12 protein-coding genes are annotated in these 12,240 nt (G+C 48.8%); 4 read left to right on the top strand and 8 right to left on the bottom strand.

What is annotated here, in order from left to right; genetic code table 11:
* Positions 1-245, bottom strand: a 245-nt coding sequence (locus tag RDL68_RS04925) for an acyl-CoA dehydrogenase family protein (RefSeq protein ID WP_308540571.1), incomplete at its 3' end; no start/stop codon positions are given.
* A 799-nt stretch (positions 246-1,044) separates the two neighbouring features.
* On the opposite strand from RDL68_RS04925, the gene RDL68_RS04920 reads away from it, so the two are divergent.
* Positions 1,045-2,022 (top strand): serine hydrolase, encoded by a 978-nt coding sequence (locus RDL68_RS04920; protein ID WP_308540570.1) that lies wholly within the window; start codon positions 1,045-1,047, stop codon positions 2,020-2,022.
* A gap of 196 nt (positions 2,023-2,218) precedes the next feature.
* Here RDL68_RS04920 and RDL68_RS04915 read toward each other — a convergent pair whose 3' ends face one another.
* The 3 genes from RDL68_RS04915 to RDL68_RS04905 form a co-directional block, all read right to left on the bottom strand.
* A complete protein-coding gene (locus RDL68_RS04915; RefSeq protein ID WP_308540569.1) occupies positions 2,219-3,028 on the bottom strand; it encodes a hypothetical protein in 810 nt (269 codons plus the stop codon).
* Positions 3,029-3,160: 132 nt separating this feature from the next.
* Positions 3,161-3,697, bottom strand: a complete 537-nt coding sequence (locus tag RDL68_RS04910) for a hypothetical protein (protein ID WP_308540568.1) — start codon at positions 3,695-3,697, stop codon at positions 3,161-3,163.
* A gap of 196 nt (positions 3,698-3,893) precedes the next feature.
* On the bottom strand, positions 3,894-4,025 hold the full coding sequence (locus RDL68_RS04905) for a hypothetical protein (protein WP_308540567.1): 132 nt from the start codon (positions 4,023-4,025) through the stop codon (positions 3,894-3,896).
* Positions 4,026-4,391: 366 nt separating this feature from the next.
* On the opposite strand from RDL68_RS04905, the gene RDL68_RS04900 reads away from it, so the two are divergent.
* The 3 genes from RDL68_RS04900 (at position 4,392) to RDL68_RS04890 (ending at position 7,862) form a co-directional block, all read left to right on the top strand.
* Positions 4,392-4,868, top strand: a complete 477-nt coding sequence (locus RDL68_RS04900) for a pyridoxamine 5'-phosphate oxidase family protein (RefSeq protein ID WP_308540566.1) — start codon at positions 4,392-4,394, stop codon at positions 4,866-4,868.
* 49 nt (positions 4,869-4,917) lie between these two features.
* Positions 4,918-5,424, top strand: coding sequence for a GNAT family N-acetyltransferase (locus RDL68_RS04895; protein ID WP_308540565.1), 507 nt, complete (start codon positions 4,918-4,920; stop codon positions 5,422-5,424).
* 116 nt (positions 5,425-5,540) lie between these two features.
* Positions 5,541-7,862: an FAD-dependent oxidoreductase gene (locus RDL68_RS04890; protein ID WP_308540564.1), complete on the top strand. Its 2,322-nt coding sequence runs from the start codon at positions 5,541-5,543 to the stop codon at positions 7,860-7,862.
* 253 nt (positions 7,863-8,115) lie between these two features.
* Here the strand turns inward: RDL68_RS04890 and RDL68_RS04885 are convergent, their stop codons facing one another.
* The 4 genes from RDL68_RS04885 to RDL68_RS04870 form a co-directional block, all read right to left on the bottom strand.
* Positions 8,116-8,505 carry a hypothetical protein gene (locus tag RDL68_RS04885; RefSeq protein ID WP_308540563.1) on the bottom strand — a complete coding sequence of 130 codons (390 nt, stop codon included), beginning with the start codon at positions 8,503-8,505 and terminating at the stop codon, positions 8,116-8,118.
* Positions 8,506-8,598: 93 nt separating this feature from the next.
* Positions 8,599-8,748: a hypothetical protein gene (locus tag RDL68_RS04880; RefSeq protein ID WP_308540562.1), complete on the bottom strand. Its 150-nt coding sequence runs from the start codon at positions 8,746-8,748 to the stop codon at positions 8,599-8,601.
* A gap of 146 nt (positions 8,749-8,894) precedes the next feature.
* On the bottom strand, positions 8,895-10,370 hold the full coding sequence (locus RDL68_RS04875) for a helix-turn-helix domain-containing protein (RefSeq protein WP_308540561.1): 1,476 nt from the start codon (positions 10,368-10,370) through the stop codon (positions 8,895-8,897).
* Complete coding sequence (locus RDL68_RS04870; protein WP_308540560.1) at positions 10,367-11,935, bottom strand: helix-turn-helix domain-containing protein; 1,569 nt, start codon at positions 11,933-11,935, stop codon at positions 10,367-10,369. Before RDL68_RS04870 ends, RDL68_RS04875 begins: the two co-directional genes overlap by 4 nt.
* Positions 11,936-12,240: the final 305 nt, after the last annotated feature.

Below are 12,240 nucleotides of genomic sequence, written 5' to 3'. Positions count from 1 at the left end.
CCGCCATCCACGCGAGACAGCTCTTCCACGGTAATGGCATAGCTGATAGCGTCTAATCCCTGACCGCCGTATTCTTTTTCGTACGGAATGCCCAATAATCCCATCTCGCCCATGTGCTTCACGATTTCTTCAGGAAATTCCTCGCCCTGATCCAGTCGGAAAGCAATTGGTTTGACTTCCTTTTCCGCAAAATCACGAACGATCTTACGGAGCGCTTCGTGTTCCTGTGTCAGCTGATATCCCATACTTCCTCCTTTTTGTCTACCCTGCGCACGAACGAAACGTTTTCACCTTACTACCATTTCACCGCGCGCTTGACAACATTTGAATCTGTTGCACTTCCCCTTCATTTTAATCCAATTATCCGACGTATGCAACTAATTCCGATGAAAAAACTCGGAATTAAAACCGCAGAAAATGCCCGTTTACGCGCTCTTCTTTCTCCACAATCTTCTTCTCCTCTTCTCTTTTTTCACTCTTCGCGCCTTCCAGTGGCAATTTTATAGGTTCCCTGCGCTGTCCGGAACAAAATATCGGAAAAGCCGGATAACCTTTCTTTAATGGTTCGCTAATGATGAGCTGCAATGTTGCGGCTGCGCATCTCTCGAATATCTATGGTTTGGTCACAAGTTTCGTTGATTTCTTTCCCCGTGATGTAGGGGAATTCTCCACTGTTTCGTGGCTGTGTTTCGCGAGCGATTTTCCGGATGGCATGGCAGTGGAATTTTTCGCCGTTCGCGCGGTCGCATTTCGCGAGCGACCCTTCTGTCGGCATGATAGGCGAAAATCTTAATACTATTTTTAGATTTCACGCCTTTACGAAAAATGGGCTTTGATAAAATGGAGCGGCATGAGGCATGAGCCCAAGGAGTGCAAAGAGAGCGATGAACGCAAAGGCGCAAAAAGACGCAAGAGGGAGAAAAGGGCGCAAGTGGGAATAAAGCGCGCAAGGGGGTGCCAAGAGAGCAAAAGGCGCAAGAGCGTATAGAGTGCCTGAACGCATAGACATCGGGTTGTTTTCCGGCTAAAGAAAGGGGATCAGGGATGAGAAAGAATAGCAAACGAAAAAAACGTCCTTCTCACCGGCGCAGAACACGATTTGTTTTTCTTCTTGTTTTTCTGCTTGCTGTCAGTGGGCTTTTATATTATGCGATACAACCGGAGCATTTTCGCGAGTGGAAAGATGACTTTTCTGCGTGGCGCTATCGACACAGCGAAGCGGCGAAAATGGGATACAACGCAAAAGCGATGCTATTGACCGATCGAAGCGATAATTCTGTTTTTGCAGAAAAACAGAAAACAGAAAAACAGAGTCCGGCAAGCCTTGCTAAGCTATTTACGATTGAATACGCGCGAACGATTGCTACGCCGGATACGCGTATCACCGTTGAAGAGGAGCCCCTGCTTCATGTGAAAGAAGGTTCTTCCTTAGCCCATTTGCAAGCTGGTGAAACGTATACCTTGCGAGATCTTTTTGCTGCCATGCTTGTTCCGTCGGGAAATGATGCGGCGTATGTTGTGGCGGATTATATCGGTGGTCTTCGGCATCCGGACGCCTCCACCAGCGACGAACGAATCCGCCTGTTTCTGGAGGACCTACGCACACACCTGCAAGAGAATGGGTGGACCGATACCCGCTTGTTTGATCCCAGCGGATATGATTTTGAAGGAAGTACGACTGCGGTCGACCTGCAGCAAGTGTGCGAGATTCTGTTGAAGGAACCTTGGTTTCGCAAGATTGTTTCACAGTCCACGTATGTAGCGACGTTGGCGGATGGAACGACGAAATCCTGGAAAAATACAAACCGATTTCTCGATCCGAATGATTCCTATTACAACGAAAAGGTCAAAGGCATTAAAACAGGATCTTTAGCAGGGCATTACAACCTGATCGTCCTCTATCATACAGGGGGAAAAGAGTTTTTGATTGTCAGTCTGGGCTCTTCTTCTGACAATTCCCGTTACGACGACCTTTCGTATCTTCTCAAGACGATTGAGGAGAGCGACTATCTTAAAAAATGAGTCGCGTGTTTTTAGACAGTCTTTGTCAGAGATAAGTCGTGTGTTTTGGGACAGCTTTTGTCAGAAAAAAATCTGCGTGTTTTGGGATAGTCTTTTTCAGAAATAAGGTGCGCATTTTTGGACAGTCTTTATCAGAAACAACCCGTGTGGTCAAAGATAACCCTGTCGCTTGGATGACGGGCTTTGCGCAATCCTTTTAGCGTGCGCAAAGTCGCAATTCGTAGCGATCAATGAGCGTTTGCACTCGACGGCTATCCAGAATAAGACTATCTCCTTCAAAGGTGGCAATTAATCGATCGCCTAAAACAATTCCGTTGCGTTCATACGTGCGAATTTTGGTAATCGATCGTAGAGCGTATTCCGGCAAATCCATTCGTCCGAAATGTTCCCAGTAGATTTCCTGTTTACGGATGGGATGGTAAAAGGTGAAATCGGGATAATACACCTTTTCTTCGTGCAGTAGCAATGGACATTCATATTTGTAGAAGATTCCCTGAGCGAAGAAGAGATCTGCCAATATTTTTTCGGACTTTGAGCGTACCCGTTCATTGTTATTTGTAAGGATACCTTCCGGATCGTTTTCTCGAAAGGGCAATCCGTGGTACGGTTTCGCTTTCCAGGCGGAGAACTGTTGCTCAGCGGTTTCCTCTACCGGAATGACGAGCCTCTGTCGTAAAGGATGCAAATTTTGGTATATGCGATCAATTGTTTGTGCGACTTGCTCGGAAGATAAGGATCGCCTTTTTGACAGGGTACTTAAAACCCTCTCCACCTGATTATTGTACATTTGCTGCGCCAACTTTTTTATCTCGTCACGGTTCGCTTTTGATATATACCGGCGGCGCTTAACGCCATTTTCCGTCGTGCAGTACAAGTATTCCGGTTGCTTACCATTCGTTTTAATCTCAAGTCGTCCGGAGATTTTCTTGAATTGCAGCGCAACAAGGCGCTTTTTCAGTAGCTCTAAATATTCACTTGTCTCCTTTGCTGTCATTGGTTCATTCATTGTTCACCTCTCTACCGCCATTCAACTTTATTCCTTGTCGCACCCTTATTATTGCACATGATTTGTTCCACCGGTGTTTCAAGCCGTTTCATTCGAAAGACTCATTTCGGAAGACGGAGCGCTTTGGTAGTTTTATCCTGTAGTATTCTGTAGCGCCATCTTGACAACCGGAATACTCTTGCAGGCTACGCAGAGTGACGCTGCCAACTCTATGCGCTGCGAAGTGCGGCGCAGTTGAGGCGGAGCGCCGCTGGGAATGGGGATGGCGGCGCGGTTGAGGCGGAGCGCCGCTGGGAACGGGGATGGCGGCGCGGTTGAGGCGGAGCGCCGCTGGGAATGGCGATGGCGGCGCGGTTGAGGCGGAGCGCCGCTGGGAATGGCGATGGCGGCGCGGTTATGGAGAACAAGTATATGACCATGAACTGTCGAAGAAAAGCGACTTTGCCAAGGTGAAATTTGTGCAGCGACCCTGGTAAACGGTAAAAAAGTGTCTTTGCCAGGGTTGAATTTCGCACTGAACCCCTGGCAAAGTCCAAAAAACGCAATTAGCCAGGGTCGGATTTCGCACCGAACCACTGGCAAAAGTCGAAAAACGCGATTTGCCAGGGTCAAATTTCGCGCCGAACCCCTGGCGAAAGTTAAAAAACGCAGTTTGCCAGGGTCGTGCACGCCCCAATCACCCCTGGCAAAGACCGAAAAACGCAGTTTGTCAGGGTCAAATTTCGCCTCGAAACCCTGGCAAACGCTCAAAAAGTGCATTAGCCAGGGTCGTGCACGCCCCAATCACCCCTGGCAAAGACCGAAAAACGCAGTTTGTCAGGGTCAAATTTCGCCTCGAAACCCTGGCAAACGCTCAAAAAGTGCATTAGCCAGGGTCGCACGCACCCCAACCACCCCTGGCAACCCCCTCAAAACCTACATTTGCCAGGGTCGCCACCATAGCTCCACCCCTGGCAACCCCCTCAAAACCTACATTTGCCAGGGTCAACCTTCCCATCACCGAAGCTACATCTCCATCCGCTCCATACCTTTATTATGGTTCCACCCCACCCCTTTCCCTTCCCCAAGACCGGGCACGACCAAACCCTACAACCATCCTCCAAAACCCCTCCAACCACATCTAAACACAAAATCCCTCCACCCAACCCCCTAATTGCACGAGATAAGTTCGACACGATGGGGTAAAGTAGAAGTACCATTCATGGTTGGGTGTGGAATCTGTTGCGAAGAGGTATGCACTATCCGCACGCGAGGAATGCTGCAAACGGATAGCGCCGTCGTCTTGTATGACAGTATGCTCTATTCGCAGGCAGGTAATACCCCACGAAAAGAACAGATAAAACAAATCTGGGAAGGAGAGTGTATGTTTCGCCCTTTACGAAGAAAGAAAAATGCGTTGCCTATTGAGCAGGCAAAGGAATTGCTGCATTGTGCCAGACGTGGTGTATTGGCGGTGAACGGCGACGAAGGTTATCCCTATGCTATTCCGCTGAATTATCTCTATGAAGAAGAGGGGCAGAAGATATTTTTTCACAGCGCAAAAGCGGGATACAAAGTCGATGCGCTGAATGCCTCCGATAAGGTATGTTTTACAGTTTATGGAAACGAGACAATACGAGAAGAAGAATGGGCTCCTTATGTGCAGAGTTGCGTTGTTTTTGGCAGGTGTCATGCTATCGAAGACGAAGAAATGCTGAAAACGGCGCTAACGCAATTTGCCCGAAAGTATTATCCGAACGAGGAAATGGTGACAGAAAGCGTAGAGAAGGATTGGCGTGCTGTTCGCATGTTTCAAATTGAAATCGAGCATATTTGTGGCAAAGAAATACAGGAAAAGTGAAGTGTCGGAATACGCCAATCCCACACGACATAGATAAAAAGGAGCGTCCATGGAAATCAAACTGAAAACGCCGATAGCAGAAGACAGAGAGGGATTGAAGGAAGTCTGTAATGCAGTCGATCGAACCTACCTGTCAGACCGTTTTCCCGACCCTTATACGGAGGAGTCTGCGGATTGGTGGCTCAATATGGTCGCGGAAAACGAGGGAAAAACCGGCTTGTGGCGACTCATCGTGGTAGACGGCAAAATTGTCGGCAACATTTCTGTAGAAAAAGGCGAAGGCATGTCCCGTCGGGATGCCAATATCGGCTATATTCTCCTTACCTCCTATTGGGGAAAAGGAATTATGACATGGGCGGCAACCGAAATGTGCCGTATGGCTTTTGAACAGTTGGATATTGTCCGCATTACCGGACTGTATTACGAACCCAATCGTGCATCCGGACGCGTGATGGAAAAGGTGGGTTTTCGACCGGAAGGAAGAAAAATCAATGCTGTTACCAAAGGGAGTGCCACGTATAACCTCTGCATATTGGGATTGTTGAAGGAAAATTAACGCTGGTCTCACCAAACGAGAAGCACGGAATGCCACGCATCCGGACATAATCAATAAAAACAAGCACAAATCACGAAATGAATCGGCATCAATACGCATCAACAAAGGAGGAAACCATGACCACGGAAACATCCGCAATAACAGCAATGGAGAAAAAGGCACCGGAGGAAATCGCATCGCTTTTTACGCCGTGGAAGATTGGTAAAGTGGAAATCAAAAACCGGATCGTGCTCACGTCGATGGGCGGCACCAATCTGCTGGGATGGATGGAAAAGAATCACTTTGACGAAATGGGCGCGCGCTTCATCCAGACGGTAGCGGAAAATCATGTCGGTCTGCTTCTGCCGGGGTGCCAACCGGTCTATAATCCCATGTTTGGGCAGTGGCTATATAAAAATGAACGCATGTATGACGACCTGGCAAAATGGATGCCGAAATTCCATCAAACGGGCGCAAAACTGTTTGTCCAGTTGACGGCAGGATTCGGACGTTCCTTCACCATTTCTCCGATGATGGAGAAGCTCTACACCAACCCTGTTTTGCGTTTTTTGTCCAAGCCTGTGATGAACTTGGACAAGATTACCGCATCCGCCTCCGCTGCCCCAAATCGTTGGTCGGATAAAGTGCCTTCCCGCGCGATGACCATCGAAGAAATACAACAGATGGTCGAAGCATTTGGCAAAACCGCAAAATTGCTAAAAAACGCAGGAGTCGATGGGGTAGAAGTTCATGCCGTCCATGAAGGCTATTTGCTGGATCAATTCACCTTACCATACATCAATCACCGCACAGATGCCTATGGTGGTAGTCGGGAAAATCGGTACCGTTTTGCGGTGGACATTGTTCGTGAGATTAAGCGCGTTTGTGGAGAAGATTTTCCGGTCTCGCTGCGGTATTCTGTGGCATCCAAGACGAAGGGATTCCGTCAGGGTGCCCTTCCCGGCGAAACGTACACGGAAGTTGGCAGAGATATGGACGAATCGCGTTGGGCAGCGCGTTATTTGCAAGATGCCGGTTATGACATGCTCAACTGCGACAACGGCACGTATGACGCTTGGTATTGGTGCCATCCGCCGATTTACATGCCTGAAAATTGTAATTTGCCGGAGGTAAAGGAAATAAAAAAGGTCGTGACGATTCCTGTCGTTGCCGCAGGACGCATGAATCCTTATGTTGGCGCACAGGAAGTGGCTGCCGGAACGCTTGATGGCGTCGGCTTTGCGCGTGCCTTTTTGGCGGATCCGGAATGGGTGACAAAGATTCTGGAAGGACGAAACGAGGAAATTCGTCCCTGCATTCTCTGTCATAATGCGTGCTTCAACATGAGCAAGTGGAAGGGAACGCCGAATATGCAGGAATTGCAGGATTCTCTCCATTTAGCGCGTTGCGCCGTGAATGCGGAAACCATGCAGTGGGACAAGCATTACATAGAGAAGACGAATGCGCCGAAAACGGTTCATATTATCGGTGGCGGCATCGGCGGAATGGAGGCGGCGCGCATCCTCAAGCTGCGTGGTCACAATCCGGTGATTTACGAGAAAACGGATCGCCTCGGCGGCGTAGTCATTCCGGGCGCGGCGGAGTCCTACAAGAAGCCGATGCGTGACCTTTTAGCCTGGTATCGTCAGGAAATAACGCGCCTAAACGTTCCCGTTCATCTGAATCAGTCGATTTCATCCATCCACGCTTTCGGTACAGATCCTGTCATTGTCGCTACCGGCGGCAAGCCCATTACGCTTTCGCACGTTCCGGGTTTCGATCGCACCATCGAAGCAACCGATTTCTTGCGCGCAATCGAAGCGTTTCGGGAAGGAGAAGCGTCCCGAAAGGAAGAATCGCTTCGCGAAGAAATATGCTGCGAGGAAGATTCACGCCGCAAGGAACTGTGTTGCGAAGAAGAAACGCACCACGAAGGCGAGCTTTCTCGCGAGGAAAAAACGTGCTGTGGTGGGCAAGGCGGCATTATCGGCTCTGTCTCCCAAGCCTTCGACGTCGACCAATGCGCCGCTACAAATGTGGGCAAGCGTGTCGCGGTCATCGGCGGAAGCCTGACGGGTTGCGAAATTGCCTATGAGTTGGCTTTGCAGGGGAAGGATCCCTTTATTCTGGAAATGAAAGAGGATTTGATTGCCACGGAAGGTGTTTGCTTGGCAAATTCCTCGTATCTACGGGAATGGTTCGCTCTGCACAACGTACCCGTCTATTTGGAATCGACATTGGTCGAAGTGAAGGCGGATGCCGTAACGTATAAAGATACCTCCGGCATACTCCACGATATTCCGTGTGATACCGTCATTTCTGCCGTTGGTTATCGTCCCGCTCCCTTGATGGACAAGAACAGCGCTGGTTCTCAAACCTATTTCATCGGTGATTGTGACACTGTCGGAAACATCAAAACGGCCGTCTGGCAGGCCTATGAAACGGCAATGAAGATTTAGCACGATGAAAAGCGGAGCGCCGCTGGAAATGGGGCTGGCGGCGCGGTTATGGAGTGCTGTATATGATTCTGGATTGTCGAAGCGAGTCGACTTTTCCAGGTTTTTTTGTTGGCTTTGGCAGAATCTCCGAAAACGCGATTTGCCAGGGTCAACCATCGTGCCGAACCCCTGGCAAAAGTCAAAAAAGTGATTTGCCAGGGTCGTCGACCCCCAATCACCCCTGGCAAAGTTCAAAAAACGCAGTTTGCCAGGGTCAACCATCGCACCGAACCCCTGGCAAAGTCCAAAAAACACGATTAGCCAGGGTCGCGCAGCCACGTTCCACCCCTGGCAAATCGCAATAAACTGCATTTGCCAGGGTCGCACACGCCCATTCCACTCCTGGCAAAGCCCCAAAAACGCAATTAGCCAGGGTCGCACACGCCCGTTTCACCCCTGGCAAATCGCAATAAACTGCATTTGCCAGGGTCGCGCAGCCCTGTTCCACCCCTGGCAAAGTGGAAAAAATGCGATTTGCCAGGGTCGCGCAGCCACGTTCCACCCCTGGCAAACCGCAAAAACCCGCATTTGCCAGGGTCGCACACACCAATTCCACCCCTGGCAAAGCCCCAAAAATGCGATTAGCCAGGGTCAACCATCGCATCGAACCCCTGGCAAAGCCCCAAAAATGCGATTAGCCAGGGTCAACCATCGCATCGAACCCCTGGCAAAGTCAAAAAAATGCGATTTGCCAGGGTCAACCATCGCACCGAACCCCTGTCAAACCGCAAAAACCCGTATTTGCCAGGGTCGCACACGCCCATTCCACCCCTGGCAAAGTCCCAAAAACGCGATTAGCCAGGGTCGCACACGCCAACATCAAATCCGATTCACCAGGGTCACGCACACCCCTTCAATACCTCATCGCCTCAGCATCCCTGATAAACTCCTAAAAATCCCCCTTTCCAACATCGCGCACCGAACCCCTGGCAAAGTCCAAAAAACGCGATTTGCCAGGGTCAACCACCACAAAAACACCCCTCATCCACACCATCAAACAAGATCAAAGATGGCTTTTGCCATAGCGGAATAAGCGGCGTATGAGTCAATTCCATTACAGAGAAGACAGGGGATGGGACAAGCATCCACCTTGAAGTTGGAGACAAGAAGGTCATAATCCGATAGATCCATGGCTTCCAGAAAAATGGGGGCTTTCTTGGGAACAGTGACCTCCACCAAATTTCCAAAATAGAACAGGATTTGGGAACACAGGGAAAGCGTGTGGAAGTAGGAAAATCGGCTGACGACAACAATCTTGATTTTTCGCGGTTTTTGGATGAGTTGATTGCTCAGATTCTCCCATGTAGACCAAATGACATAGAAAAGGTAGCCTACATAATCAGCATCCACGGGGAAATTGAAAATCGCGTTTTGAGAGCGGATAATATCGAGAATCTGGTTGCAGACGGCAGGGAATTTCGTGCGAATCGATTCCTGATAGATACGATAGGGAGAATAGAGAAGGGAACGGCTGACCGTCTTGCCGAACGTACCGATGAGGGCATTGTAGAGAGCGAGCGTCAAGTCGCTCTCATTATCGAGGGTAATCGGAAACTTTTGGCAGAGATTGGCGATGAGCTTATTAATATAGATAAAAATGGTGTTCACGAGAGGATCCGTTGCCGTCAAGTCCAAGAGAACCGCAAAAGATTCTGCATCGCGGTCGCCAACGAAAGGAACCAAAAGCTCCTGATAAAAGCGGACATCGTCACCCTTGCGATCCACGGGAAAAGAAGGAAACGGATAGTGCGCCGCATTTGACGCAAACGCCTCCGCTGCAGCAAGCACCCGCGCATTGTTTTCAAAATGTTCATCCGTAAGATGAAAACCTTGCGAAAAGCGTTGCAGGCTGACGGCCAACTGGATGTGAAAGCACTCATAATAATTAAGGAAGTTTTTGGCATATTTCAGCGGCAGAGCATCCTCAAGAAACAGGGAAATCTCCTGCTTGGAAACAAAGGAAAAAGGCCACTCATAAAACGAATAGCGTTCCTTAAAGAAACTGGTGTAAAACGAACGCACCTCGGCTTCATCTCCGCCCAATACCAACGGGTGTGTATCAAGATGCACCGAAAAAGAATCCGCTACGGCAGCGTTAAACTGTTCCACCCAACGATAGATGGTGGAGTTCGAGACATATAAGTCATTTGCCATGGCGTTGACATCCATTTTGGGATGAAAAAACACCTTCTCCAATAGGGAACAGATCGGATCTTGCTTCATGACCAGCGCAAAAGCATCCGGATACGACGTTCCGTTTTTGTAGAGAATTTCCAATTGGTTCTCTCGGCGAATCTCAAGAAGCGGAGCAAAAAGCGCATTGGCTTGCAGGATATCCATCAAGAGTGAGGTAGCAGGACGGTTCAATTCACGGGAAGCGGTATCCATATCCAATTGTCCGTCATGAATTTCAAAACATGTGAGTAAATCCAGAAGACGTTCAATTTTCTTATTGATGAGACCTTTCATACGAAGTAGCCCTCCTCGTGCATTTTTGCTTTGGCAGCGATAGCGTGTCGAAGTGACAGACTTTCCTTTTGGCTCGGATAGATATTATACAGTACTAATTCGCTCGCTTCTTTGCTCCAGGGGTTGCCGTTTCGGTCGGTTTCCCGATCCGGAATGGAAAAATTGGACCATACGACATCATAACCGGAATGGAGAAGTTTCGCTCCATCTACACGAAGTCCAGAAAAAATATCGACGCGAAGAGGGATATCAATCTCCATGCGAACCAAATCGCGAAGCGTCTGTGCGTGTTCCGTTCCGATAGAAGAAACGATGAGAAGAGACACCGGTTCGACAGGCGATAATTGCTGATAGAGCAGCCGTCCCCATTTGACGAACACGTAAAAGACGCAGCTGGTCACAAGCGGCTCAATGACGGGAAGATCCATGTGCAAGAAGTAGCCCCGTATTTTTTCCTTCAAGTCCAACGGTAGACCGGTTACGCTTCGTCCGAGCCACGCTTGAAAATTGTCATCCATCATCGTAAAAAAGGGTGCCGTATCGGGCTCCATATAGCGGCAATATAAAGTGTTATGCAGTTCGCGTAGGATTTTATGGCGATTTTCCGGCTTGATGCCATAGTTTCTTTCCAACTCATCCAAGATTTTGGTGAGGTAGAAAAAGGACGTATTGATTTTCGGATCTACAACCGCTTGATCCAAAAACGAGTGGTAATGAAGAAAAAAACCGTCGCGAAAGAAAAAGGAGAAGAGATAGATGAGCGACGGCAACGTCATAGGAAACGAAAAGATGGGCTCATAAGGCTTTACCGCATCCAGCGTCTCCTGCAAGTGCGGAAGAGACGCGATTACGTCTCGCGCGTGTCCTTCGGCTAAGATTTCCTCTAAAGGCGGCGTTGCGGAAAGAGGCTCCTTCTCGCCGAATGCCTTTGCCCAAATCATGGAAAGCACCACATAGAACGTTAACATCCGAAATTCGGAAAAGGGGACAGAAACACGGGTAGCATCGAAAAGAAGCGAGACGAGATCCTCTACTTCCTTTTGGGGATAGTCTGCGAAAGGCCAATCATCCATGCGATTTTGCTTAAAGAGGAAAATCGAGGAAAAGAGGAGAAGATCGGGACGCTCGCCGTCCAGACGAAACGGATTAGAGGCGATGGAAATACCGAGCTGGGGAAAGAGAGACGCATTAAAAAAATTGACATGGCGATAGAGGGAAGCCTCCGACATGGTGGCTTCCTTTGCCAATTCGGAAGTCTCTACTCCAGGATGCATAATCAGAGCGCGAAGCAGGCGAAAAATCGGCTCGCGCGTCAATAGAAGGCGGTATATATCGCCTAAGTTAAAGCCGGGACGGTAGGCGAGCGAAACCACATCGCCGGTAACCGTAATCTCTACCGCCTGCCAACTTTGATTGATGACGAGGATGTCGTTGGCAAGTGTGCGGCTGTTGGTATGCAAAGCATGCGCCAACTCGCTGAGCGGTTGCGGCGAAGCAAGGCTCGTCAGCCTTTCAATAAAAAGGAGACGTCGATCTAAAACGGGACTTAACAGATGATGCATCATTTTTCCTCCTCATGTGCCTCGAAAAAGAGACTCTCAAAAAATGGAGAAAGCATACGAAAACAGCATAAAATAAGCCTTCTATGCCTTATAATAAGCCATTCTCACGTTTTTGTAAATTGTTAAAACTATTAGAAAATGACGTGATTTGCACCCTCTTCAGAGAGGGAAAACACGCAAAAAGCCTCAATTTTCCCACATAATCGGAGCCGTTTTCATCCGACAAAAAAAAAAAAAAAGAAAAATAAAAAAACCCGGCCTTTTTCTTGGGTTTAATTTTTTTTTCTATTATTTTCCGAAATTTTTTT

Source organism: uncultured Murdochiella sp., assembly GCF_902488755.1.
GTDB lineage: Bacteria > Bacillota > Clostridia > Tissierellales > Peptoniphilaceae > Murdochiella.
Note: the sequence above shows the minus strand (reverse complement) of the source record. Positions and strands in the feature narration are given on the sequence as shown.